A 25,322-nucleotide genomic window follows, 5' to 3' on the forward strand; every position below is an offset into this window, starting at 1 on the left:
ATAGTAGTAGTGTTCGTGGTCAGACCACTTGGAGAAATTGATATCAGCAAGAATAATTTGAGGAGAGTGGATAGTTTGTCAACACTTCGTGAAGAAGCACTTCACATGCATAAAGTGCATCAAGGAAAATTAGAAACTGTATCAAAAGTAAAAGTAGAAAATGCAAAAGATTTAAGTCTTGCATATTCTCCAGGGGTTGCAGAACCTTGTAAAGAAATTTATGACGATAAAAGTAAGGTATATGAATATACGATGAAGGGAAATATGGTAGCAGTTGTGACAGATGGAACAGCTGTACTTGGTCTTGGTAACATTGGACCTGAAGCATCTCTTCCAGTAATGGAAGGTAAAGCTGTATTATTCAAGAGCTTTGCTGGTGTAGATGCATTCCCAATTGCCTTAAATACAAACGATGTAGATAAAATTGTTGAAACTGTAAAATTAATGGAGCCAACTTTTGGCGGCGTTAACTTAGAAGATATCGCAGCACCAAACTGCTTCATTATTGAAGAGCGTTTGAAAAAAGAAACAAATATTCCTATCTTCCATGATGATCAACACGGAACAGCTATTGTAACAGTAGCAGGTCTTGTAAATGCACTGAAATTAGTTGGAAAGAAAATGTCTGACATTAAAGTTGTCGCAAATGGCGCAGGTGCAGCAGGTATTGCAATTATTAAACTTTTATATCGCTATGGTGTACGCGACATTATTATGTGTGACCGTAAAGGGGCAATCTATGATGGTCGTCCTACAGGTATGAATCCGGTGAAGGATGAAGTTGCAAAATATACAAATAAGAATCGTATAGAAGGTTCTTTAGCTGATGTTGTACAAGGTGCAGACGTATTCATTGGTGTATCTGCAGAAGGTGCATTAACAGAAGCGATGGTTCGTACAATGAATGACGATGCGATTATTTTTGCAATGGCGAATCCAGTTCCAGAAATTATGCCAGAATTGGCAAAAGCAGCGGGCGCAGCTGTTGTTGGAACAGGTCGTTCTGACTTCCCGAACCAAGTAAATAATGTACTGGCGTTCCCTGGTATTTTCCGCGGTGCACTTGACGTACATGCGACACAAATTAACGAAGAAATGAAGATGGCAGCTGTACAGGCTATTGCTGAGCTTGTAGCAGAAGATGAGTTAAATGCAGACTATATCATTCCGGCACCATTTGACGCGCGTGTAGCGCCTCAAGTAGCGGCTTACGTTGCAAAAGCAGCAATGGAGACAGGAGTAGCTCGCCGTCAAGTAGATCCAAATGAGATCGCTGAAAAAACAAAACAATTAGCGCTGATTGGTAAAGAATAAGCGAGGAAATTCCATTGACATCATCAAATACAAAAGTATATCTCGAAATTGTAAAAAAAATCCGTTCCATTATGGAAGAGGATGGATTGGTGGCGGGGGATCGTTTGCCGTCTGAGCGTGAGTTAAGTTCACGCTTAAACGTAGGACGTTCCTCTGTAAGAGAAGCATTGCGTGCTTTAGAACTGGTAGGATTGATTGAAACGAGACGTGGTGAAGGGACGTTTATTCGAAACTTTTATGATAACGGTCTTGTACAATTAATTGCTCCGTTCTTATTGCAAGATGAGAAAACAATTCGTGATTTATTACAAACGAAACGATTACTCGAGAAAGATATGATTCGAATTGTATGTAATTTACCGAAAGAAACGTTTTCTAAAGTGCTAAGTAAATTACACCAAGTACTTGAAGGAAATGAAAACTCAATCCCAACGCTTCATCAAACGTTCTTTAAAACACTTATTGAACAAGTCGATAATTATTTACTATATCGCATTTGGATGATCGTAAATGATTACGTATCAACGCTTTCTTGTAAAGTTTCAAGAGATTCTATCGATATGTATAGAAAGCTTTACGCTACTTTGGAAGAAAAACAAGAAAATGATGCACTAAAAATTTACGATGAATTAGTAGAGAATATACAGTTTCACTCGTAATGTATAAAATTTGTCGAAATGACCATGACACGTTATGACAAACATTCTACCGCGTAGCGGTTAAAGTTAAACGTAAAGAGTGAGGTTATTAGACAGATTGAGAAGATAAGGCTAACATCAAACTTTGGTGTTAGCCCCATTTTCTTCTTACGCTAACCTTAGCTCTCAACGAAGGGGGTCAAATTGTGCTAAGAGATTTATTCGTGAAAAAGAAAAAGTACGCTGCAATACCTTCAGAACAAGTACGAAAAGATGTGCCAGATGGCGTTATGACAAAATGTCCGGAATGTAAAAAAATCATGTATACGAAAGAACTTCTAAAAAATTTAAAAGTATGTGTGAATTGTGGATATCATCATCCTATGAATGCATGGGAACGTCTTGATAGTATATTGGACGAAGGGTCATTCCGTGAGTATGACAAAGAAATGGTTTCATTAAATCCACTCGAGTTTCCAGGTTATGAAGAGAAACTAGAGAGCGATCGTAAGAAGACTGAATTGAACGAAGCGGTTGTAACTGGTGAAGGAACAATTGATGACATGCTTGTTGTTGTTGCAGTAATGGATTCTCGTTTTCGAATGGGGAGCATGGGCTCTGTAGTAGGAGAAAAAATCGCCCGTGCGGTTGAAAAGGCGTACGACTTACAAGTTCCATTTATTATCTTTACTGCTTCGGGTGGTGCCCGTATGCAAGAAGGTATATTAAGTTTAATGCAAATGGCAAAAACAAGCGTAGCTTTGAAAAAGCATAGTAATGCAGGAGGATTATTTATTTCTGTTATGACTCACCCAACGACGGGCGGGGTTTCAGCGAGTTTCGCTTCACTTGGTGATTATAATCTTGCAGAACCAGGTGCACTTATCGGATTTGCTGGTAGACGTGTAATTGAACAAACGGTGCGTGAGAAACTACCGGAAGATTTCCAAACGGCAGAATTCTTACTAGATCATGGTCAATTAGATGCGGTGGTGCATCGTGATGATATGAGAGAATCGCTTCGTAAGATTTTAGAAGTTCATCAAGGAGGGGAAGTGGCTGTATGGCAGAGCTAGAATTTGAAAAACCAGTTGTTGAGCTAAGAAATAAGATTCGTGAACTGAAAGACTATACGAAAAACAGCCAGATGGACTTCAGTGAGGAGATTCGTATTTTGGAAGAAAAGCTAGAAAATTTAGAGGAAGATATATACGGCAATCTAAAAGTATGGGACCGTGTTCAAATTGCTCGTCATGCAGAACGACCGACAACGCTCGATTATATTGAGCACTTATTTACTGATTTTTTCGAATGTCATGGAGATCGTCTATTTGGCGATGATGCAGCGATTGTCGGCGGCATTGCGAAATATAAAGGGATGCCTGTAACTGTAATTGGGCATCAGCGCGGAAAAGATACGAAAGAAAATATTCGCCGTAACTTTGGAATGCCTCATCCAGAAGGATATCGAAAAGCACTGCGTCTCATGAAACAAGCGGAAAAGTTTAATCGTCCTATTATTTGTTTCATCGATACGAAGGGAGCTTATCCTGGTAAAGCAGCTGAAGAACGTGGACAAAGTGAAGCTATTGCCCGCAACCTATTTGAGATGGCAGGTTTAACGGTACCAGTTATTTGTATCGTTATCGGTGAAGGTGGTAGTGGTGGTGCGCTAGGCCTTGGAGTAGGAGATTACATTCATATGCTAGAAAATTCCACTTATTCTGTTATTACACCAGAGGGTGCGGCGGCAATTCTTTGGAAAGATGCAGGAAAAGCAAAGGAAGCTGCAGAGGCAATGAAAATTACAGCAGCAGATTTGAAAGAATTAGGTGTAATTGATGAAATTATTCCAGAGACAAAAGGTGGAGCTCACCGTAATATTTTGAAACAGTCAGAAAATATAGACTTAATAATTAGAAAAACTTTTGAACAATTAAACGGAATTTCGAAAGATGAATTAATCGAAAAACGTTATGAAAAATATATGAAAATTGGGCAAGTTTCGTTTTCAAACGCTTCCATTGGGATAAAATAAGAAAAGCGTGCGTTCCTCTTCGCGAATGCACGTTTTTATTATGAAAAGACACATCTTCTCCATTGTGTTTTTATATTTTTTCGTGTTATTTTATTATAAGGCAAATAATCTTTATGAGGTGAGTACAAATGAAACGTATTGGTGTATTAACAAGTGGTGGAGATTCACCTGGTATGAATGCTGCCATTCGTGCAGTTGTTCGTAAAGCGATTTTCCATGATATTGAAGTATATGGTATTTACCATGGATACGCTGGATTAATTTCTGGTCACATTGAAAAATTAGAACTTGGTTCTGTTGGCGATATTATCCACCGCGGTGGTACGAAATTATATACAGCAAGATGTCCTGAGTTTAAAGACCCAGAAGTACGACTAAAAGGTATCGAGCAATTAAAGAAACATGGTATCGAAGGACTTGTTGTTATTGGTGGAGATGGTTCTTACCAAGGCGCTAAAAAATTAACTGAACAAGGATTCCCATGTGTTGGTGTACCAGGTACAATCGACAATGATATCCCTGGAACAGACTTCACAATTGGTTTCGATACAGCTTTAAACACTGTTATTGATGCAATTGATAAAATCCGTGATACAGCTACATCTCATGAACGTACATATGTTATCGAAGTAATGGGACGTCATGCTGGAGATATCGCATTATGGGCTGGTTTAGCTGATGGTGCAGAAACAATCTTAATTCCAGAAGAAGAGTATGACATGGATGATGTAATCGCTCGTCTAAAACGTGGTAGCGAACGTGGTAAAAAACACAGTATTATCATTGTAGCTGAAGGTGTTGGAAGTGCAATTGACATCGGTAAGCACATTGAAGAAGCAACAAACTTTGATACTCGTGTAACTGTATTAGGTCACGTACAACGTGGTGGATCACCAAGTGCACAAGACCGTGTATTAGCAAGTCGTCTTGGTGCAAGAGCAGTTGAGTTGTTAATTGCTGGTAAAGGTGGACGTTGTGTAGGTATTCAAGATAATAAACTTGTTGATCATGACATTATCGAAGCGTTAGCTCAAAAGCATACAATCGATAAAGATATGTATCAATTATCTAAAGAATTATCCATCTAATCGGCGTAATGTCAGATATTTGGGAACGGTTTCATATTTTTCGGAGGTGCAATATGCGTAAAACTAAAATTGTATGTACTATAGGTCCTGCTAGTGAAAGTATTGAAAAATTAGAGCAATTAATCGAAGCAGGTATGAACGTTGCTCGTTTAAACTTCTCTCATGGTAGCCATGAAGAGCACGGAGCTCGTATTAAAAACATTCGTGAAGCTTCAAAGAAAACTGGTAAAACAGTTGGTATCTTACTTGATACAAAAGGTCCAGAAATCCGTACTCACGACTTCGTAGACGGACAAGCTGAGCTTGTAACAGGTGCAGAGGTAGTTCTTTCTACTGAGCAAGTATTAGGTACTGCAGAGAAGTTCTCTGTATCTTATGCTGGTCTTTATGACGATGTAGACCCAGGTTCTCGTATTCTAATCGATGACGGTCTTATCGAACTAGAAGTAATCGAAAAAGCTGATGGAAACATCCGTACAAAAGTTCTTAACAGCGGAACTGTAAAAAATAAAAAAGGTGTTAACGTACCAAACGTAAGCATTAAGCTTCCTGGTATCACTGAAAAAGACGTAAAAGATATCATCTTCGGTATCGAGCAAAAAGTTGATTTCATTGCAGCTTCATTCGTACGTAAAGCGTCTGACGTATTAGAAATCCGTGAATTATTAGAAGAGCATAACGCTCAATACATCCAAATCGTACCAAAAATCGAAAACCAAGAAGGTATCGACAACATCGATTCAATCTTAGAAGTTTCTGACGGTTTAATGGTAGCTCGTGGTGATATGGGTGTAGAAATTCCACCAGAAGAAGTACCGTTAGTACAAAAACGTCTAATTAAAAAATGTAACGTGTTAGGTAAACCGGTTATTACTGCAACACAAATGTTAGATTCTATGCAACGTAACCCACGTCCAACTCGTGCGGAAGCAAGTGACGTAGCTAACGCAATCTTCGATGGTACAGATGCAATCATGCTTTCAGGTGAAACAGCTGCTGGACAATACCCAGTAGAAGCGGTAACAATGATGGCTAACATTGCGGTACGTGTTGAAAAATCATTACAATATGAAGATATGTTCAAAAAACGTATTAAAGAGTTCACTCCAACAATTACAGATGCAATTAGCCAATCTGTTGCGCATACAGCACTTGCTCTTGATGTAGCTGCAATCGTAGCTCCAACAGAAAGTGGATATACTGCGAAAATGATCTCTAAATACCGTCCAAAATCTCCAATCGTAGCTGTAACATCTGACGAGCAAGTAGGACGTCGTCTTGCACTTGTTTGGGGTGTACAAGCATTTATGGCTGAGAAGCGCGCAGCTTCAACTGACGAAATGTTAGATACAGCAATTCAAACAGGTATGGATGCGGGTCTAATCGGACTTGGAGATACTGTAGTGATTACTGCGGGTGTTCCAGTTGCTGAAACTGGTACAACAAACTTAATGAAAATCCACGTTGTTGGTGAAGAAATTGCTAAAGGACAAGGAATTGGTCGTAAAGCTGCAAAAGGTAAAGTAGTTGTAGTAAAAACAGCTGCTGAAGCTGTAGCGAACGTAAACGAAGGTGATATCCTTGTTACAACAAGCACTGATAAAGATATGATTCCTGCAATCGAAAAAGCTGCGGCTTTAGTTGTAGAAGAAGGTGGCTTAACAAGCCATGCAGCTGTTGTAGGCGTATCAATCGGTATTCCTGTTATCGTTGGTGTAAACGGCGTAACAGCAACTTTAAAAAATGGCCAAGAAGTAACAGTTGATGCAGCACGCGGAATTGTTTATAATGGACATGCGGAAGTGCTATAAGTAATACGGAGAGAAGGATCGGAGTCCTTCTCTTTTTTTTACACAAAAACGAGATAGAATTAGCTTAAAGCGCCTAGAATTGCTTTTAAAAGCTGTTTGTTATGTGTTTTAATATGAAAGAGTATCTATATTTCATATGATGTATATAGGCGTTGTGAGGACGTTAAAAGTGAGTTGTGAGAGAGGTGTAGAACTATGAAGTGGTTACTATTCTTGTTTATTTTAATACCGGCGATTGAGATTACGGTCTTAATTGGATCAAGTCATGTAATAGGTTTATGGTCTACGTTCGCTATGATTGTATTTACAGGTGTTGTAGGTGTGTATTTGGCGAAAAGACAAGGGTTTAAAGTGCTTGGAGAGATTCAATCTAAGTTGAATAGAGGGGAAATGCCAGGTGAGGCGGTACTAGATGGTATTTTTGTATTTGTAGGAGGTATTCTCTTAGTGCTTCCTGGGTATGTGACCGATGTGCTAGGGTTTATCTGCGTGATCCCTATTACGAGAGCTTTATTGAAGCCGCTTGTTATGAAGTGGATGGAATGGAAATTTAGAAAGAACTCTACTATTATTATTCAGAAATAGCACTTAGATTGTAGAAATCTAAGTGCTATTTTTTTGTATTGTAAGAGGAGAGGAACTTTCTGATTGAAGCTTTGCTTTACCTCGCTATTTGTGGGGTGAAATTTCTATCTCAAAGCTGGGCTGCTCGTAAGCGTCTGATGTGGGGCGAATGATGAGTGGGGATGAACAAAACGTTCGCTTATTATATGTGCTATATAATTTTCGTTTGAACTCTTGTGTGTACTTCGATTAAACTTGTGATTTTTTAGTGCTATTAATTTAGATGAATAAGATGGAGGGAAACGCTGCTGAATTAAAGTTTTGCTTTCTTATATAAAGGAACGATTGGTGTAAAAAATTCATATAAAAAGGCGGAGATTGTTAGTTGAAGTCTTGTTTTATGCTATTTTGTATATTTATTCATTTACATAAAAAGTAATAAATGTAAATGATAATTATAAAATAAATAGAATAAATATGTAAAAACACCACGAAATATGCGTTTTTCATGCAAAAAAACAAGAGAATTATCTTTTCTGAGTGCAATTCTCTTGTTTTATGTAATGAGTATGAAAAATAAGTACAAGGAATAATCAGTGGGAAATTCCCACTGATTACATGTAAGTTTTTTGTTGTGTATGAATTAGAAACTATTATTTTGAAGGTGAACCTTTAATATATTTCCACAAGTCATGGAAGACATTAGCTTTGTGTAATGTATTAAGTAGTACTAAGGTGACTGGGCCGATGATTAATCCTAAAAAGCCAAAAAGTTTAAAGCCGACAAATAGAGCGACGAGTGTTGCTAATGGATCGAGACCGATGTTAGATGAAAGTACTTTCGGCTCCATAATTTGTCTTTGGACAATCACGACGATGTATAAAATGAGAAGACCAATGGCGAATGCGGTATCGCCAGTGAAAAATACGTATATAACCCATGGAACGAAGACTGCGCCTGTTCCTAAGTATGGTAGTAAATCTACAACTCCTGTAATAATCGCAATAGTAATGGCGTATGGTACGCGTAATATTAAAAGTCCGATTAGTACAATGACGGTTGTCATAGATACGAGTGTAAGTTGTGCTTTCACAAAACCAAACAAAGCTTTTCTTAAGTCGACAAAAATAGTTTTTCCATAGCCATGTACACGATTCGGTAGCAATTTTCTTGCTTTCTGAGCAAGACGGTGCCAATCGTAACTAATGAAGAAAGTGGCTAATAAAATGAATACAAGAACAGTTAAAGTTGTTGGCAGTGCACTAATGAAATTCGTTAACCCGCTTATAATGGCGGTTAAAAGTTCTTTCATTTGTGTTGTTGCTTCTGTTCCTAAGTTTTGAATGTTTTGTGTAATTGTATAGCGCTGTGGTTCTCCAAGATGATTAAATTTAGAGATTAAATCATCGTAGAGAGGCATAATATGATTAAGTGCAAATTGCTGAGCGAATGTAACGATATCTGGAAACTTTACTGTAACAAGTTGTAGTAAGTATGTTGTGGCAGATATTGCTTCAGTCACAAGATATGTAACAAGTCCAACGATAGCTCCAAATACGAGAATTAAGCTAACGAGTACTGCTAGTGCGCGAGGAAATTGTAGTTTTTGATTAAGGAAATTGACGACAGGATTAATCAAATAAGCAAATGCAAAAGCGATAATAAAAGGATAGATAAGCCCTGACATGTATAGTAATACATAGAACCCAGCTACCGTTGCTACAATGACAAATATGAGTCGCAATATCATATATAGTAAGTTTCGGTTCAAAGATGTATACCTCCCATTCCAATTTGGATTATCCTAATTCGTTCAACTTATAACGAGTGTGCTCCACTGATTAAAGTTTCACTTTACCCCGCATTAACGGGCAGTAAATCTCCTACCCGAAGTGCGGCTGGATCAAAGGAGTTAGCTGGAGATAAACTGCCCGTAAAAGCCCGATTGGTGAAGGCTAATAATCAGTGGAAAATGCCCCACTGATTAAAGTTTCACTTTATGTTATAGTGGAATGATGGATTTTTCCTGCTTTTTCAGTATATGAGTGACTGTGAAAGCTTGGTGTTGATGCTTCTACTATATGGTAAAAACTTCATTTTCTCTTCTTTTTATTTTACCTGTTTCTAATTAGAAAAGAAAGAAGAGACGCCCGTTTTTTAAAATGTATACATGCTTAAATTTTGATGGTGAAAGTCTCAGTTTGTCATTTTAAAATACATAAAAAATGAAGTGATTCATGTTGAATAGGCATCGATATAGCATGTATAACGATAGGTTTAAAGGTATTTTTGTTTGGAAATGAGTTCATTATTTTCAGAAAGGAAGTGCAAACATGATTAGTCAGTCAACGTTATTTTTATTCATACTACTTATTATAGGACTTATTGCTAAAAACCAATCGCTTACTGTAGCTATTGGCGTGTTATTTTTATTGAAGTTTACGTTTTTAGGAGATAAGGTCTTTCCTTATTTACAAACGAAAGGAATTAACCTAGGTGTAACGGTCATTACAATAGCGGTGCTCGTACCGATTGCGACAGGGGAAATAGGTTTTAAACAACTTGGAGAAGCGGCGAAATCTTATTATGCGTGGATTGCTTTAGCTTCAGGTGTAGCGGTCGCTTTGTTAGCGAAAGGCGGCGTACAATTGTTGACGACGGATCCTCACATTACAACTGCGCTTGTTTTTGGGACAATTATAGCGGTTGCGCTATTTAATGGGGTTGCTGTTGGTCCGTTAATTGGGGCTGGAATTGCCTATGCGGTTATGAGTATTATACAGATGTTTAAATAAGGAATTTTATAGTAATATAAAATTTTTGAATTCTTTCTGTTCACAAAAGTCAGATAATTGTTTATAATAGGATTAGAAACTTTGAAAAGTTACATAACAGCAGAGACTTTACACCAGATAAAATAAAAACAACATAAAACAATTTTATAATGATATTGTTTTATGTTGTTTTTATCATAAAACTCTTCGGAATGTATTTTCCTCACTAACTTGTTGTTTTGAGCGTGAGGATTCGGGGAGACATTCACGCTCATGCTTTCCATGTAAACAATGGACAATAAGAGGGGAACATCGCAACAAATTTGCATGATCGTGCATTTTGCTTGCCTAAAGAGTGAACGGGCGTTCATAATTCATAAGGGGAGCAAATAGATATAAGGAGCAAGGTTGGGAGAATTTTCAGGAAAAGGAGAGAATGTCATGACTGTTATTCGAGGTTTAGAAGGGGTAGTAGCAACAACATCATCTGTGAGCTCTATTATTGATGATACATTAACTTATGTTGGGTATAATATTGATGATTTAGCTGAGAATGCTACGTTTGAAGAAGTAGTGTACTTATTATGGCACCGCAAGCTTCCTAATGAAAAAGAACTAGCGGAATTTAATGAAATTGTATCTGAATACTATAAAGTTCCAGGTGAGATTTTAACATATTTGAAACAAGTAGATTTAAAAATTGCACATCCGATGTCTGTTTTACGAACTGCAATTTCCATGCTATCATTATACGATGAGAGCGCTGAAATTATGGATGAAAAGTCCAATTATTTGAAAGCGGTTAAATTACAGGCGCAAGTCGGAACTTTAGTTGCTGCTTACGCGAGAATCCGTAAAGGTTTAGATATTGTTGAGCCAAGAAAGGATTTATCATTAGCTGCAAACTTCTTGTACATGTTAAATGATCGCGAGCCAAATGAAGTTGAAATTGAAGCTTTTGATAAGGCGCTTGTACTTCATGCAGATCATGAGTTAAACGCTTCTACATTTACTGCACGTGTTTGCGTAGCTACACTTTCAGATGTATATTCTGGTATTACAGCAGCAATCGGTGCATTAAAAGGTCCTCTTCACGGTGGGGCAAATGAAAATGTAATGAAGATGTTAACTGAGATTGGTGAAGAAGAAAATGTAGAGTCATATATTCATAATGCTCTTCAAAATAAAGTGAAAATCATGGGCTTTGGCCACCGTGTGTATGAGCAGGGTGATCCACGTGCAAAACACTTACGTGAAATGTCTAAGAGATTATGCGTGCTTTTAGGAGAAGAGAAATGGTATAATATGTCTATCAAAATTGAAGACATTGTAACAAAAGAAAAAGGTCTTCCACCAAATGTTGATTTCTATTCAGCTTCTGTATACCATTGTTTAGGAATTGACCATGACTTATTTACACCTATTTTTGCAATTAGCCGTATGTCAGGCTGGTTAGCTCATATTCTAGAACAATATGAAAACAACCGTTTAATTCGTCCGCGTGCTGATTATAATGGACCAACGCATCAAGTGTATGTTCCAATTGCACAACGATAAGCGAATAACACTATTTTGATAGTGAAAATACGCTTTCAAAAGTCTGATTTTTTCGGAAAGATGTAATGATTAGAATATTTTAATTTGACTAACGGTTTGAACTGAGGGGTTATTCCCTCAGTTTCATACATATGAAATTTCAAACATGGGGGTTATCACATTGACGACAGGTGAAAAAATTACTGTAACTAATGGTGTTATGAATGTACCAAACAATCCGATTATTCCATTTATCGAGGGAGATGGAATTGGTCCTGATATTTGGGCGGCTGCATCTCGCGTACTAGAAGCAGCAGTTGAAAAAGCTTATGATGGTGAGAAGAAAATCGTTTGGAAAGAAGTGCTTGCAGGGGAAAAAGCATTCAACCAAACAGGCGAGTGGTTACCAGAAGAAACTTTAAACTTAATTCGTGAATATTTAATCGCGATTAAAGGTCCACTTACAACTCCAGTTGGCGGTGGTATTCGTTCTCTAAACGTAGCACTTCGTCAAGAATTAGATTTATATGTATGTCTACGTCCAGTTCGTTATTTTGAAGGTGTTCCTTCACCTGTAAAACGTCCGGAAGATACTGATATGGTTATTTTCCGTGAAAATACAGAAGACATTTATGCTGGAATTGAATATGCACAAGGATCTCCAGAAGCAGAAAAAGTTCTTGCTTTCTTAAAAGAAGCAATGGGTGTTAATAAAATCCGCTTCCCAGAAACATCTGGTATTGGTATTAAGCCGATTTCAGAAGAAGGGACAAAGCGTCTTGTTCGTGCTGCAATTCAATATGCAATTAACGAAAAACGCTCTTCTGTTACATTAGTTCATAAAGGAAACATTATGAAATTTACAGAAGGTGCTTTCAAAAACTGGGGTTACGAAGTAGCGGAACAAGAATTCGGCGACAAAGTATTTACTTGGGCTGAATACGATCGTATCGTTGAAAAAGATGGTAAAGATGCAGCGAATAAAGCGATGGCAGACGCTGAAGTGGCTGGAAAAATCATCGTAAAAGATTCTATTGCAGACATCTTCTTACAACAAATTTTAACTCGTCCACGTGAGTTCGATGTTGTTGCAACAATGAACTTAAATGGTGACTATATCTCTGATGCACTTGCTGCACAAGTAGGTGGAATTGGTATTGCACCTGGTGCAAACATTAACTATGTGACTGGACATGCTATCTTTGAAGCTACACACGGTACAGCTCCAAAATATGCAGGTTTAGATAAAGTAAACCCATCTTCTGTTCTTCTTTCAGGTGTATTATTATTAGAACACTTAGGATGGAACGAAGCTGCGAAATTAGTAACTGCTTCTGTTGAGAAAACAATTGCTTCAAAAGTAGTAACTTATGATTTCGCACGCTTAATGGAAGGTGCAACAGAAGTGAAATGTTCTGAGTTCGCTAATGAACTTATTAAAAACATGGATGTAGCGATAATCAAAAACGCATAATTAAAGCGGGGGGGTAAATTATGACAATCAAACGCAAGAAGGTTTCAGTCATCGGTGCAGGATTTACAGGAGCAACAACGGCATTCTTATTAGCACAAAAAGAACTGGCAGATGTTGTATTAGTGGACATTCCACAACTGGAAAATCCAACAAAAGGGAAAGCGTTAGATATGTTAGAAGCGAGCCCAGTACAAGGTTTTGATGCTAACATTATTGGAACATCTGATTACGCAGATACTGCTGATTCTGACGTTGTCGTTATTACAGCAGGTATTGCACGTAAGCCTGGTATGAGCCGTGATGACTTAGTAGCAACAAACTCTAAAATTATGAAAAGTATTACGCGCGACATTGCAAAACATTCACCAAATGCAATTATTGTTGTGTTAACAAATCCAGTTGATGCAATGACATATTCTGTATTTAAAGAAGCAGGATTCCCGAAAGAGCGTGTTATCGGTCAATCGGGTGTATTAGATACAGCTCGTTTCCGTACATTCATCGCACAAGAATTAAATCTTTCTGTAAAAGATATTACAGGATTTGTTCTTGGTGGACACGGTGACGACATGGTACCTCTTGTGCGTTATTCATATGCAGGCGGTATTCCGTTAGAAACGTTAATTCCGAAAGAGCGTTTAGAAGCAATCGTAGAACGTACACGTAAAGGTGGCGGTGAGATTGTAGGCTTATTAGGAAACGGTAGTGCATATTACGCACCAGCAGCTTCTTTAGTTGAAATGACAGAAGCAATCTTAAAAGATCAACGCCGTGTATTACCGGCTATTGCGTACCTTGAAGGTGAGTATGGTTATAGTGACCTTTACTTAGGGGTACCAGTAATTCTAGGTGGTAACGGAATTGAAAAAATTATTGAATTAGAACTTCTTGCAGATGAAAAAGAAGCGTTAGATCGCTCTGTAGAATCTGTACGTAACGTAATGAAAGTTCTTGTTTAATAATTGAATAGTAGTGAAAAAGATTCGGGATTCCGAATCTTTTTCTACTATTTACCGAATTGTTTTTTTGAAATAATATGAAAACGCTATCATTTGTAATATCCTATAATGAAACTGTAGATTTATACTATACATTGCCCTCATCATAGTAAATTTCGGATAAGGTATCGCTTTTAGTAGGATAATAAGGTGAAAAAATCGGAGGGGGTTGTAACATGTTAAAGAAAAAAGTTCAAATTGGTCGTAAAATGGATGAAATTACAGTAGGAGAGAAATTATCTATCACTGAAAAAATTGAGGATAAAGATTTGTTATTGTACTTAGGGTTAACGAATGATGCCAATCCATTATATATTCAGCATGATTACGCATCCCAAACTCCGTATGAAAAGCCGATTGTACCAAGCATTATGCTAACGGGAATGATTACAACGGCGGTTACGAAATATTTACCGGGTCCAGGAAGTCATATTGCGAGAAAGGACCTTACATTCGTGAAACATGTTCACCATTATGAAACGTTACAAATCCACTTTGAAGTTGTGGCTGTTTCTGAGGAGGAACATACAATTGATATGCTTGTATCTGCTCATGATGAAAAAGGAGAAACTGTTGTGAAAGGTTCATTAACAGTAACGCCACCTTTTAAATCTGTTTCCATTATGGAAAAAGCATTAGATAATTTTTAAAAGATGAAAATATGAATAGCGCTAGCATACCTTTAATAAGGATGCTAGCGCTATTTTTAGTTGAAGAACCCTTCTTTGAACCCTTCAGCAAATTCTGAGCACCCCGTTTTAATCGTATCCCAGCTCGGAGCGTTAAAAGCAAGGATACATGTGACTGCTAAAGATAGAATGGATAGTATTAGTCGCATAATAGACCTCCGTATATTATTAATTTATATATTAAGATTAATAATATAATTATCGGTAATTGAAGTCAATTAAAGGAGTGGTTTTTTAGGTGAGGTGGAAAAGAGAAGAGTGATCTTTGAAACGGTAAGAGAAGCTGAAGTGTGGGCAGACGGGTTTGTGAATGAAATGTACGGGAGAGTATTTGATGGATATGAAACACCAGATTATAAAATAGCGTATGCTTTATCTTTTCTCTTAGCGCAAAATCGAGAACTCAATATTCATACGGAAGTAGAATTTAATAACGATATGGAAGTATATAAAGTATGGATAACAAAACATAATTGAGGCGAACGTAATTGTTTTTAGGAATAACAATAGCACAATCCGAATCCATGAATAGACAATTATATTGAGAGGGACCTTGTTTTCTAGTATGATGAGAATAACGGGGAAAATACTAGGATGAAGAAGGTTTCAAGTCTATAACTTGGAGGAAAAGAATGAACAATCGTATTTTAGTAGTTGATGATGAGGAATTTATCTTAACTTTAATCGAATTTAATTTACAACAAGCTGGGTTTGAAGTTATAACAGCGATGGATGGAGAAATGGCGCTTCAAAAAGCGACAACAGAACGCCCAGATTTAATTATATTAGATTTAATGCTTCCGAAAATGGATGGTATGGAAGTGTGTAAAGAATTACGATTGCAGCGCGTTATGACGCCGATTTTAATGTTAACGGCAAAAGATGATGAGTTTGATAAGGTGCTAGGCCTTGAACTTGGGGCAGATGATTATATGACAAAGCCATTTAGTCCAAGAGAAGTAGTTGCTCGTGTGAAGGCGATTTTGCGCCGTACGAAATTACAACAAGAAGAACAAGTTGCAGAAGCGCCAGATGAAGATAGCATCACAATTGCAGAACTTAAAATTTTACCGGAGTTTTATGAGGCTTATTTCCAAGGAAGAAAGCTTGAATTAACACCAAAAGAATTTGAACTACTTGTGTATCTTGCGAAAAATAAAAGTCGCGTGTTGACACGTGATCAATTATTAAGTGCTGTATGGAATTATGATTTTGCTGGTGATACACGAATTGTTGATGTTCATATTAGCCATTTGCGCGATAAAATTGAACAAAATACGAAAAAACCGACGTACATTAAAACGATACGTGGTTTAGGATATAAATTAGAGGAGCCAAAAGGGAATGAATAAATTTCGTTCCAGGCTTCTTTTTACATTTGTTTCTCTTATTGTATTTATTTTAGTTGGACTAGGTTTATTACTAGAAACTGTGTTTGAAAACTACTATATAGATCATGCTAAAGAGAGAATGGTAAAAGAGACGGAGTATGTTGCGACGTTAGCAGAAGAGCAAGGTTTTGATAATGTCTTAAAAAATCCATACGTATTTGAAAAGTTAGAAGAAAAAATACCAGCTTCTATCGTATTTTTGGATGAAAAAAAGAAAGTTCAATATAGAAAAGGACAAGAATTGGCATTTAGTCCAGAGACGATTAAAGAACTTTCTTCGGAAGTGGCAAAACAACGAAGTAAAGTAATTACGAAAGAAACGGATCGAAAGAATGAATTTTATCATGCGGTGTTCGTTCAAGATGTAGAAGGAAAACAAGGATACATTTTGGTGAAAAGTATAATTGATCCTTTAAGAGACGTACATCAAAAAACGTGGGGATTATTAATTATCGGATTTGTCATTGCTTGTCTCGTAGTTGTATTTTTAGGTATGAAAATTACAGGGCAATATATTAGGCCGATTGAATCGGTTACGAAAGTTGCAATTGAATTGGCAAAGGGTAATTATAAAGCACGTGCATACGAAAGTCATTCGGATGAAACAGGAATGCTGAGTAAAGCGATTAATATTTTAGCTCGAAATTTACAAGAGATGACACTTGAACAAGAAATGCAGCAAGATCGTCTGCATACGTTAATTGAAAATATGGGAAGCGGAATGATTTTAATTGATAGCCGAGGATATATAAACCTTGTAAACCGCTCTTATAAGGAAACTTTCCACGTAACAGATGAAGAATATTTAGATCGCTTATATTATGAATCGTTTCATCATACAGAAATTATTGAGCTTGTAGAAGAAATCTTTATGACAGAAGTGAAAGTGCGTAAACAAATGTTATTGCCACTTGGAATTGAACGGAAGCATTTCGAAGTATATGGAGCGCCGATTATCGGGACAAACCATGAATGGAAAGGGATTGTTCTCGTATTCCATGACATAACAGAGTTAAAGAAATTAGAACAAATGAGAAAAGACTTTTTAGCGAATGTTTCTCATGAATTAAAGACACCGATTACTTCTATTAAAGGTTTTTCAGAAACACTCTTAGACGGAGCGATGGATAATAAAAAATTCTGCGAACATTTCTTGCACATTATTTTAAAAGAAAGTGAGCGCATGCAAGGATTAATTGAAGATTTATTAGATTTGTCGAAGATCGAACAACAAGGATTTAAATTAAATATGGGAACCGTTGACATGAAGGGGCTGCTTGAAGATATTCATATGGTGCTTGATAATAAAGCAGGAGAAAAAGAAATCTCTTTACAAGTGAATGTATTAAAACGTGCCTCTGTTATTGGAGATCCAAGTCGTTTGAAACAAATCTTTATTAATTTAATTAATAACGCAATCGTATATACACCGGCTGGAGGCGTTGTTTCAGTAGAGTTAGCGGAAGATAAATATAATGCTTATATAAAAGTATCGGATACTGGAATTGGTATTAGTAAAGAGGAAATTCCGCGTATTTTTGAACGTTTCTACCGGGTGGATAAAGCAAGAAGTAGAAATACTGGTGGTACCGGCCTTGGATTGTCGATCGTAAAGCATTTAGTTGAGGCGCATCAAGGTACGATTACAGTAGATAGTGAAGTTGGAGAAGGGACAACGTTTACAGTTGTTTTACCGAAATCAGCAACTGAAAAATAGGATGAAGGATGTTTACAATATATTAACAATGGCTTAATTAAATATTAATAAAGCTCTGTTAATATAATACATGAAAACCCCTTCATCCAAGGAGTAATTTTGGACGAGAATAGTTAAGCTGTTCTCGTCACTTCCCTTTATGCCAATATAAGTCTGTTTTATATATGAAAGAAAATAGCCGTTATTTTTCTTCTCTCTATTAGTCATGTTAATATAGAGAGAGGAAAGGAACGGTTTTTTTCTGTGAAAAAAATCATTTCAAATTTGTATGGGGAGGTTTCAATTTTGGAAAAAAAGGTCGTATTAGTAGATGGTAATAATATCGCGTATCGTGCTTTCTTTGCACTACCGCTTTTAAATAACGACAAAGGTATACATACGAACGCAATTTACGGTTTTACAATGATGTTAATGAGAATATTAGAGGAAGAAAAGCCAACTCATATGTTAGTGGCGTTTGATGCAGGCAAAACAACGTTCCGTCATAAAACGTATAGTGAGTATAAAGGAGGGCGTCAAAAGACTCCACCTGAATTATCAGAGCAATTCCCATTTATTCGTGAGATGCTGGATGCGTTCAATGTACCGCGTTATGAATTAGAAAATTATGAAGCGGACGACATCATGGGAACGTTAGCGAAAGAAGCGAGTGAGCAAGGGGCAAGTGTAAAAGTTATTTCAGGAGATAAAGATTTACTTCAACTTGTTTCTGATAACACGCTTGTATGTATTCCGCGAAAAGGGATTACAGAAGTGGATGAATATACGAAAGAAGCTTTATTTGAAAAATACAGCTTATCACCAAAGCAAATTATCGATATGAAAGGTTTAATGGGAGACCAGTCAGATAATATACCAGGTGTACCAGGAGTTGGTGAAAAAACGGCAATTAAATTGTTAACACAGTTTGGAACGGTTGAAGCGGTGTATGAAAATATAGATCAAGTAAGTGGGAAGAAATTAAAAGAAAAACTGGAAGAAAATAAAGAACAAGCTCTTATGAGTAAGGATCTTGCAACTATTATTACAGATGCGCCGATTACAGTTCATGTGGATGATATGGCGTATAAAGGATATGAAGCAAGTGATGTCATTCCAATGTTCGAGAGTTTAGGATTTACATCTCTTTTAAATAAATTAGGCGTTACGCCAGAAGAAACTGCTCCAGCTGAATTAGATGATATTACATTTGATATTGTGGAAGAAGTTACAGAAGAAATGCTTCAGCAAGATAGTGCGCTTATCGTTGAAGTACAAGAAGATAACTATCATAAAGCAGACATTCAAGGTTTCGGTATTCAAAATGAAAATGGATGTTACTTTATTCAGACAGACATTGCTCTTAAGTCAGATGCTTTTAAAGAGTGGCTTGCAGATGGAGAAATGAGAAAGCATACATTTGATGCGAAGCGTGCAATCGTTGCACTGAAATGGAATGGGATAGATATGCAAGGGATTGACTTTGATCTATTAATCGCTGCTTATTTACTTGATCCAGCTGATACGGATAAAGACTTCCGTACTGTAGCGAAAATGAAAGAAACGCATGCTGTGAAATCTGATGAAGAAGTTTACGGAAAAGGTGCGAAGCGTGCTGTTCCAAAGTTAGAGGTAGTAGCGGAGCATGTGGCTCGTAAAGTGCATGTATTATATGATGTAAAGCAAACATTCGTTGAAGAGTTAAAGAAGAATGAGCAATATGAACTGTTTACAGAGTTAGAATTGCCGCTTGCACGTGTATTAGCTGATATGGAAGTAAAGGGTGTAAAAGTTGATACAGAGCGTCTTCGTAATATGGGAGAAGAACTTGCGGGTAGATTAAAGGAAATGGAACAGGAAATTTATAAGCTTGCGGGAACAGAATTTAATATTAATTCACCGAAGCAGCTTGGTGTTATTCTGTTTGAGAACTTAAACTTGCCGGTTATTAAAAAGACGAAAACAGGTTATTCTACGTCAGCTGATGTACTAGATAAGCTTATGAATCACCATGAAATTATTCCAAATATTTTACATTATCGTCAATTAGGGAAACTAAATTCAACTTACATTGAAGGTTTATTGAAAGTTGTACATGAAGATTCATCTAAAATTCATACTCGCTTTAATCAAGTGTTAACGCAAACAGGTCGATTAAGTTCAACGGATCCGAACTTGCAAAATATCCCGATTCGATTAGAAGAAGGAAGAAAGATTCGTCAGGCATTTGTTCCGTCAGAAGAAGGATGGATTATGTATGCGGCTGATTACTCACAAATCGAACTGCGTGTATTAGCTCATATTGCAAATGATAAAGGGCTAGTTGAAGCATTCCAACATGATATGGATATTCATACGAAAACAGCTATGGATGTATTTGGCGTTAAAAAAGATGAAGTAACTTCAAATATGAGACGACAAGCGAAAGCTGTTAACTTCGGAATTGTATATGGTATTAGTGATTATGGTCTTTCCCAAAACTTAGGAATTACAAGAAAAGCAGCAGCGGAATTTATTGAAAAGTATTTAGAAAGTTTCCCTGGTGTACAAGAATACATGGAGGACATCGTAAAAGATGCGAAACAAAAAGGATATGTGGCTACATTATTAAATCGTCGCCGTTATATTCCAGAAATTACGAGTCGTAATTTCAATTTACGTAGCTTCGCTGAGCGTACAGCGATGAATACACCAATTCAAGGTACTGCCGCAGATATTATTAAAAAAGCGATGATTATTATGGCGGATCGTTTAGAAGAAGAAGGATTACAAGCACGTCTTCTTCTGCAAGTACACGATGAATTGATATTTGAAGCGCCAAAAGAAGAAATTGAAAAATTAGAGAAGCTTGTACCTGAAGTAATGGAGCATGCAATTGAACTTGCAGTTCCGCTGAAAGTTGATTATTCTTACGGTCCAACTTGGTACGACGCAAAATAAGGAAGTGATGAAATGCCTGAATTACCAGAGGTTGAAAACGTCAGACGGACACTTGAAAATCTTGTAACAGGAAAAACGATTGAAGATGTTATTGTTACTTATCCAAAAATAGTGAAACGACCGGATGATGCAGAAATCTTTAAAGAAATGCTAAAAGGCGAGAAGATTGAAAATATAAAGCGAAGAGGAAAGTTTTTGCTTTTATATGTAACGAATTATGTTATTGTTTCACATTTGCGTATGGAAGGTAAGTTTTTACTACATCAAGAGGATGAGCCGATTGATAAACATACGCACGTCCGTTTCTTATTTACAGATGGGACGGAATTACATTATAAAGATGTGAGAAAGTTTGGTACGATGCATCTCTTTAAGAAAGGTGAAGAAATGAACCAAATGCCTCTTGCGGACTTAGGTCCGGAGCCATTTGATGCTGAAATGACACCGCAGTATTTACAAGAAAGATTACAAAAGACAAATCGTAAAATAAAAGTTGTGCTACTGGATCAGCGTCTTTTAGTAGGGCTTGGAAATATATATGTAGATGAAGTTTTATTCCGTTCTCAAATTCATCCGGAACGAGAAGCTTCGTCTTTAACAGTAGAAGAAATTGAGCGAATTTATGAGGCTACCGTTACAACGCTAGGCGAAGCAGTAAAGCGTGGCGGAAGTACAATTCGGACGTATATCAACTCACAAGGGCAAATTGGTTCTTTCCAAGAACTCCTAAATGTATATGGGAAAAAAGGAGAGCCGTGCGTAACTTGTGGCACGATATTAGAAAAAACAGTTGTTGGCGGGCGAGGAACGCATTACTGCCCAATTTGTCAGCCTAGAATATAGAAAAGAGATAACATCGGATAGGCATTTGTCATATACATACAGCAGAGCTATGTATAAGGGAGGAGCTTACCGATGTACCTTTATTTATCTCTTATTTTATTAGCTTTTACATTAAGCTTGGATAGCTGTAGTGTAGGGCTAACATATGGTTTAAGAAGCGTAAGAATTCCACTAAGATCAATTATAATTATCGGAATGTGTTCAGCGGCTGTTATGCTTGTTTCAATGGGAATTGGACATATGATCGCGAAAGTATTTTCACCTGTTATCGCAACGCGTATCGGTGGGCTTGTTCTTATTGGAATAGGGATTTGGGTATTATATCAATTTTTTCGAAGTGAGAAAAAAGAAGAACCGAAGCAAGAGGAGAAGGTCTGGAAATTAGAGATTGCCTCACTAGGGCTAGTGATTCAAATTTTACGGAAACCGACTGTAGCAGATTTTGATAAATCAGGCACCATTTCTGCAGGAGAAGCATTGCTTCTTGGTATCGCTCTTTCTGTAGACTCATTTGGTGCCGGAATTGGTGCATCTTTATTAGGGTATGCACCCGCTATGATGGCGATATTAGTTGCAATTATGAGTTCTTTGTTTTTATTTATTGGAATGAAACTTGGAACGGTTTTATCGAATATGAAGTGGTTACAAAAATTTACATTCCTGCCTGGAGTATTACTCATTATTATTGGAATTTGGAAAATGTAAGTATGGGCGTGGAACATTAGTTTCGCGCCTTTTATTATGAGGAGGATTATGATGACAGTAGTAATTGGATTAACAGGAGGCATTGCAAGTGGAAAAAGTACAGTGTCTCAAATGTTTCGTGAACTGAGCATACCAGTTATTGATGCAGATATTATTGCACGAGAAGTTGTAGAGCGAGGAAAACCAGCATATAACAAAATAGTAGAAGTATTTGGAACGGAAGTGTTACAAGAAGATGGAGAACTAGATCGTCCAAAACTAGGAAGTGTCGTTTTCTATAATGAAGAAAAACGATTGCAGTTAAATAAAATTGTTCATCCTGCAGTGCGTGAGGAAATGAATAGGCAAAAGGAAATGTACATAAAAGAAGGTATGCAAGCGGTTGTGTTAGATATTCCTCTCTTATTTGAAAGCAAATTAACAAGTCTCGTTGACCGCATTTTAGTTGTAGCGGTTAAGCCGCATACGCAATTAGAACGTTTAATGAAACGAAATAACTTTTCAGAAGAAGAAGCAACAGCTCGTATTCAATCTCAAATGCCGTTAGAAGAAAAAGTGAAAAATGCAGATGAAGTGATAAATAATGATGGCACAATTATGGGAACGAAAACACAATTGCAGGTAATTTTAAAGAAGTGGAACATTATTGACTAAAAAATTGTGAAATTAATGAAAATGCTTAGTGACATATCCCCTTTTTGTGTTATACTATTATTGGGATTGGAGATAAATAGTATAACGCATTCAAGGGGGATAACATATTATGACTCGTGTGGCAATTAATGGATTTGGACGTATTGGGAGAATGGTATTTCGTCAAGCAATAAAAGAAAGCGCATTCGAAATTGTAGCAATCAATGCAAGCTATCCATCTGAAACGTTAGCACACTTAATTAAATATGATACAGTTCATGGCAAGTTTGACGGAACAGTAGAAGCATTTGAAGATCACTTATTAGTTGATGGAAAAATGATTCGCCTTTTAAACAACCGCGATCCAAAGGAATTGCCTTGGACAGATTTAGGTGTTGAAGTTGTAATTGAAGCAACTGGTAAATTTAATTCAAAAGAAAAAGCAATTCTTCACGTTGAAGCTGGAGCGAAAAAAGTAATTTTAACAGCGCCTGGTAAAAATGAAGATGTAACAATTGTAGTTGGTGTGAACGAAGACCAATTAGATATTACAAAACATACTGTTATTTCAAATGCATCTTGTACAACAAACTGTTTAGCGCCTGTTGTGAAGGTGTTAGATGAGCAGTTTGGAATTGAAAACGGTTTAATGACGACAGTTCACGCTTATACAAATGACCAAAAAAATATTGATAACCCACATAAAGATTTAAGAAGAGCACGTGCTTGCGGACAATCAATCATTCCGACAACGACAGGTGCTGCGAAAGCGCTAGCAAAAGTTCTTCCACATTTAAACGGAAAACTTCATGGTATGGCACTTCGTGTACCAACACCAAACGTGTCTCTTGTTGATTTAGTAGTAGATGTAAAACGCGATGTGACAGTTGAAGCCATTAACGATGCATTCAAAACTGTTGCAAACGGTGCGTTAAAAGGTATTGTAGAATTCAGCGAAGAGCCTTTAGTATCTATCGACTTTAATACAAATACACACTCAGCTATTATTGATGGTTTATCTACAATGGTAATGGGTGATCGTAAAGTGAAAGTACTTGCTTGGTATGATAACGAGTGGGGCTACTCTCGTCGTGTTGTAGATCTTGTAACGTTAGTTGTTGAAGAGTTAGCGAAACAAGAAAATGTGCAACACATTTAAGTGAATAAGGGAGGAGAGGGCAAGGCAACATTTGCCCTCTTTTTTTAATTTTTTCTGAAAAGGAAAAAAATTATATAAGTATATTTAAAAAAGTGGACATACCACGAAGCGTTGTGATTACTGCATTTGTGAATCGTTTATTTTTTTTAGGGAAAAGTAAAGAGGAAAATATGACAGAAAATCGAAAAAACTGTTGTTGCAAAATGAAAATAAACAAAGTATACTAACACTCGTAAACTTAAGAGCTGAGGTACGTAGTCACTACTTAAAGGGTTAGGACCTCTCTGGACTAACTTTCCCCCGTGGTAGTGGAGCAAGCCAAATTGCAAATTAGTTTTCAATTCGAACAGTTAGAATAAATTTACAAGGGGGAACTGTAGAATGGATACTATGGATACGATGGGTCGTCACGTGATTGCTGAACTTTGGGATTGCGATTTCGACAAACTGAATGACATGCCGTATATTGAACAATTATTTGTGGATGCAGCACTAAAAGCTGGTGCTGAAGTGCGTGAGGTTGCTTTCCATAAATTTGCACCACAAGGTGTAAGTGGAGTAGTAATTATCTCGGAATCACATTTAACAATTCATAGCTTTCCGGAGCACGGTTACGCAAGTATTGATGTTTATACTTGTGGGGATCGTATTGATCCAAATGTTGCTGCAGAATATATTGCAGAAGGTTTAAACGCGAAAACGCGTGAGAGCATCGAGCTTCCTCGAGGAACTGGTAGCTTCGAAATTAAGCAGAGAGAAACAAAAGCTCTTTAAAAAAGAACATAATTGATTTAAAATGTAAAGAGGTGTATAATGCACCTCTTTTTTAGTTTATAAAAAAGGAAAAATATAACGTACTCGTTAGTTGAATAAATTGGATTCTTGCAAATGAGGTAGTGCTCTATATACCATCTTATTTTTAAGGATGAGATGATAAAGTGATGCGCTGAAACTTAAAGTGGTAAGAGAGTTAGAATGAGTTATATAATATTGTATATATATTTTAGGTGAAGTGAGTAGAGAAAAATAA

At 36.9% G+C, this 25,322-nt stretch carries 22 protein-coding genes and 1 pseudogene; 21 read left to right on the forward strand and 2 right to left on the reverse strand.

Annotated elements, in window-relative coordinates:
- The first annotated feature begins 105 nt into the window (after nt 1–105).
- The 7 genes from ystJ to AB6801_RS07495 all read left to right on the forward strand — a co-directional run bounded on the left by ystJ (nt 106) and on the right by AB6801_RS07495 (nt 7,474).
- Nucleotides 106–1,314 carry an NADP-dependent malic enzyme gene (gene ystJ, locus AB6801_RS07465; RefSeq protein ID WP_176520666.1) on the forward strand — a complete coding sequence of 403 codons (1,209 nt, stop codon included), beginning with the start codon at nt 106–108 and terminating at the stop codon, nt 1,312–1,314.
- Between the two features lie 14 nt (nt 1,315–1,328).
- Complete coding sequence (locus tag AB6801_RS07470) at nt 1,329–1,973, forward strand: FadR/GntR family transcriptional regulator (RefSeq protein WP_000204440.1); 645 nt, start codon at nt 1,329–1,331, stop codon at nt 1,971–1,973.
- Between the two features lie 185 nt (nt 1,974–2,158).
- Nucleotides 2,159–3,028 carry an acetyl-CoA carboxylase, carboxyltransferase subunit beta gene (gene accD / locus AB6801_RS07475; RefSeq protein ID WP_000942857.1) on the forward strand — a complete coding sequence of 290 codons (870 nt, stop codon included), beginning with the start codon at nt 2,159–2,161 and terminating at the stop codon, nt 3,026–3,028.
- Entirely contained in the window at nt 3,016–3,990 is a 975-nt protein-coding gene (gene accA, locus AB6801_RS07480) for an acetyl-CoA carboxylase carboxyl transferase subunit alpha (RefSeq protein WP_000818807.1), read from the forward strand. Before accD ends, accA begins: the two co-directional genes overlap by 13 nt.
- A gap of 128 nt (nt 3,991–4,118) precedes the next feature.
- Nucleotides 4,119–5,078 (forward strand): 6-phosphofructokinase, encoded by a 960-nt coding sequence (gene pfkA, locus AB6801_RS07485; protein ID WP_000821156.1) that lies wholly within the window; start codon nt 4,119–4,121, stop codon nt 5,076–5,078.
- Between the two features lie 53 nt (nt 5,079–5,131).
- Nucleotides 5,132–6,889, forward strand: coding sequence for a pyruvate kinase (gene pyk / locus AB6801_RS07490; RefSeq protein ID WP_016110781.1), 1,758 nt, complete (start codon nt 5,132–5,134; stop codon nt 6,887–6,889).
- A 195-nt stretch (nt 6,890–7,084) separates the two neighbouring features.
- A complete protein-coding gene (locus AB6801_RS07495; protein ID WP_000871631.1) occupies nt 7,085–7,474 on the forward strand; it encodes an FxsA family protein in 390 nt (129 codons plus the stop codon).
- 632 nt (nt 7,475–8,106) lie between these two features.
- Here AB6801_RS07495 and ytvI read toward each other — a convergent pair.
- A complete protein-coding gene (gene ytvI / locus AB6801_RS07500) occupies nt 8,107–9,225 on the reverse strand; it encodes a sporulation integral membrane protein YtvI (protein ID WP_001081388.1) in 1,119 nt (372 codons plus the stop codon).
- A gap of 562 nt (nt 9,226–9,787) precedes the next feature.
- Here ytvI and AB6801_RS07505 point away from each other — a divergent pair.
- From AB6801_RS07505 to AB6801_RS07525, 5 genes are all read left to right on the forward strand, one after another.
- Nucleotides 9,788–10,249, forward strand: a complete 462-nt coding sequence (locus AB6801_RS07505; protein WP_000625507.1) for a DUF441 domain-containing protein — start codon at nt 9,788–9,790, stop codon at nt 10,247–10,249.
- 387 nt (nt 10,250–10,636) lie between these two features.
- Nucleotides 10,637–11,785: a citrate synthase gene (gene citZ / locus AB6801_RS07510; RefSeq protein ID WP_000503652.1), complete on the forward strand. Its 1,149-nt coding sequence runs from the start codon at nt 10,637–10,639 to the stop codon at nt 11,783–11,785.
- A gap of 160 nt (nt 11,786–11,945) precedes the next feature.
- Entirely contained in the window at nt 11,946–13,238 is a 1,293-nt protein-coding gene (icd, locus tag AB6801_RS07515) for an NADP-dependent isocitrate dehydrogenase (protein WP_000206898.1), read from the forward strand.
- A 20-nt stretch (nt 13,239–13,258) separates the two neighbouring features.
- The gene (mdh, locus tag AB6801_RS07520; protein WP_000153232.1) at nt 13,259–14,197 is read left to right on the forward strand and encodes a malate dehydrogenase; all 939 of its coding nucleotides are present in this window, start codon (nt 13,259–13,261) and stop codon (nt 14,195–14,197) included.
- A 215-nt stretch (nt 14,198–14,412) separates the two neighbouring features.
- Nucleotides 14,413–14,886, forward strand: coding sequence for a MaoC family dehydratase (locus tag AB6801_RS07525; RefSeq protein WP_089171826.1), 474 nt, complete (start codon nt 14,413–14,415; stop codon nt 14,884–14,886).
- 56 nt (nt 14,887–14,942) lie between these two features.
- Here the strand turns inward: AB6801_RS07525 and AB6801_RS07530 are convergent, their stop codons facing one another.
- Nucleotides 14,943–15,074 (reverse strand): hypothetical protein, encoded by a 132-nt coding sequence (locus AB6801_RS07530; protein ID WP_001237022.1) that lies wholly within the window; start codon nt 15,072–15,074, stop codon nt 14,943–14,945.
- Between the two features lie 89 nt (nt 15,075–15,163).
- On the opposite strand from AB6801_RS07530, the pseudogene AB6801_RS07535 reads away from it, so the two are divergent.
- The 9 genes and pseudogenes from AB6801_RS07535 (at nt 15,164) to speD (ending at nt 25,066) form a co-directional block, all read left to right on the forward strand.
- Nucleotides 15,164–15,402: pseudogene (locus tag AB6801_RS07535) on the forward strand (hypothetical protein).
- 155 nt (nt 15,403–15,557) lie between these two features.
- The gene (gene phoP, locus AB6801_RS07540; protein WP_001065220.1) at nt 15,558–16,277 is read left to right on the forward strand and encodes a two-component system response regulator PhoP; all 720 of its coding nucleotides are present in this window, start codon (nt 15,558–15,560) and stop codon (nt 16,275–16,277) included.
- The gene (gene phoR / locus AB6801_RS07545) at nt 16,270–18,033 is read left to right on the forward strand and encodes a sensory box histidine kinase PhoR (RefSeq protein ID WP_001032106.1); all 1,764 of its coding nucleotides are present in this window, start codon (nt 16,270–16,272) and stop codon (nt 18,031–18,033) included. The genes phoP and phoR overlap by 8 nt, the downstream gene beginning before the upstream one ends.
- 285 nt (nt 18,034–18,318) lie before the next feature.
- Entirely contained in the window at nt 18,319–20,952 is a 2,634-nt protein-coding gene (gene polA / locus AB6801_RS07550; RefSeq protein WP_000412804.1) for a DNA polymerase I, read from the forward strand.
- 12 nt (nt 20,953–20,964) lie between these two features.
- Nucleotides 20,965–21,795, forward strand: a complete 831-nt coding sequence (gene mutM / locus AB6801_RS07555; RefSeq protein ID WP_001114478.1) for a DNA-formamidopyrimidine glycosylase — start codon at nt 20,965–20,967, stop codon at nt 21,793–21,795.
- Between the two features lie 72 nt (nt 21,796–21,867).
- The gene (gene ytaF, locus AB6801_RS07560) at nt 21,868–22,500 is read left to right on the forward strand and encodes a sporulation membrane protein YtaF (RefSeq protein ID WP_000281743.1); all 633 of its coding nucleotides are present in this window, start codon (nt 21,868–21,870) and stop codon (nt 22,498–22,500) included.
- Nucleotides 22,501–22,551: 51 nt separating this feature from the next.
- Nucleotides 22,552–23,154, forward strand: a complete 603-nt coding sequence (gene coaE / locus AB6801_RS07565) for a dephospho-CoA kinase (protein ID WP_000219315.1) — start codon at nt 22,552–22,554, stop codon at nt 23,152–23,154.
- A gap of 109 nt (nt 23,155–23,263) precedes the next feature.
- Nucleotides 23,264–24,292, forward strand: a complete 1,029-nt coding sequence (locus tag AB6801_RS07570) for a glyceraldehyde-3-phosphate dehydrogenase (protein ID WP_000198974.1) — start codon at nt 23,264–23,266, stop codon at nt 24,290–24,292.
- 390 nt (nt 24,293–24,682) lie between these two features.
- On the forward strand, nt 24,683–25,066 hold the full coding sequence (speD, locus tag AB6801_RS07575; protein WP_098413228.1) for an adenosylmethionine decarboxylase: 384 nt from the start codon (nt 24,683–24,685) through the stop codon (nt 25,064–25,066).
- The last annotated feature ends 256 nt before the right edge of the window (nt 25,067–25,322 follow it).

The organism is Bacillus sp. RCC_6_1 (assembly GCF_041360755.1).
GTDB classification, from domain to species: domain Bacteria; phylum Bacillota; class Bacilli; order Bacillales; family Bacillaceae_G; genus Bacillus_A; species Bacillus_A cereus.

Excerpts from the sequence above, each read along its gene's own strand:
- ystJ (WP_176520666.1), top strand. The coding sequence starts at position 106 with ATGCATAAAGTGCATCAAGGAAAATTAGAAACTGTATCAAAAGTAAAA.
- accA (WP_000818807.1), top strand. The coding sequence starts at position 3,016 with ATGGCAGAGCTAGAATTTGAAAAACCAGTTGTTGAGCTAAGAAATAAG.
- pfkA (WP_000821156.1), top strand. The coding sequence starts at position 4,119 with ATGAAACGTATTGGTGTATTAACAAGTGGTGGAGATTCACCTGGTATG.
- pyk (WP_016110781.1), top strand. The coding sequence starts at position 5,132 with ATGCGTAAAACTAAAATTGTATGTACTATAGGTCCTGCTAGTGAAAGT.
- AB6801_RS07495 (WP_000871631.1), top strand. The coding sequence starts at position 7,085 with ATGAAGTGGTTACTATTCTTGTTTATTTTAATACCGGCGATTGAGATT.
- AB6801_RS07505 (WP_000625507.1), top strand. The coding sequence starts at position 9,788 with ATGATTAGTCAGTCAACGTTATTTTTATTCATACTACTTATTATAGGA.
- mdh (WP_000153232.1), top strand. The coding sequence starts at position 13,259 with ATGACAATCAAACGCAAGAAGGTTTCAGTCATCGGTGCAGGATTTACA.
- AB6801_RS07525 (WP_089171826.1), top strand. The coding sequence starts at position 14,413 with ATGTTAAAGAAAAAAGTTCAAATTGGTCGTAAAATGGATGAAATTACA.
- AB6801_RS07530 (WP_001237022.1), bottom strand. The coding sequence starts at position 15,074 with ATGCGACTAATACTATCCATTCTATCTTTAGCAGTCACATGTATCCTT.
- phoP (WP_001065220.1), top strand. The coding sequence starts at position 15,558 with ATGAACAATCGTATTTTAGTAGTTGATGATGAGGAATTTATCTTAACT.
- phoR (WP_001032106.1), top strand. The coding sequence starts at position 16,270 with ATGAATAAATTTCGTTCCAGGCTTCTTTTTACATTTGTTTCTCTTATT.
- mutM (WP_001114478.1), top strand. The coding sequence starts at position 20,965 with ATGCCTGAATTACCAGAGGTTGAAAACGTCAGACGGACACTTGAAAAT.
- ytaF (WP_000281743.1), top strand. The coding sequence starts at position 21,868 with ATGTACCTTTATTTATCTCTTATTTTATTAGCTTTTACATTAAGCTTG.
- coaE (WP_000219315.1), top strand. The coding sequence starts at position 22,552 with ATGACAGTAGTAATTGGATTAACAGGAGGCATTGCAAGTGGAAAAAGT.
- AB6801_RS07570 (WP_000198974.1), top strand. The coding sequence starts at position 23,264 with ATGACTCGTGTGGCAATTAATGGATTTGGACGTATTGGGAGAATGGTA.
- speD (WP_098413228.1), top strand. The coding sequence starts at position 24,683 with ATGGATACGATGGGTCGTCACGTGATTGCTGAACTTTGGGATTGCGAT.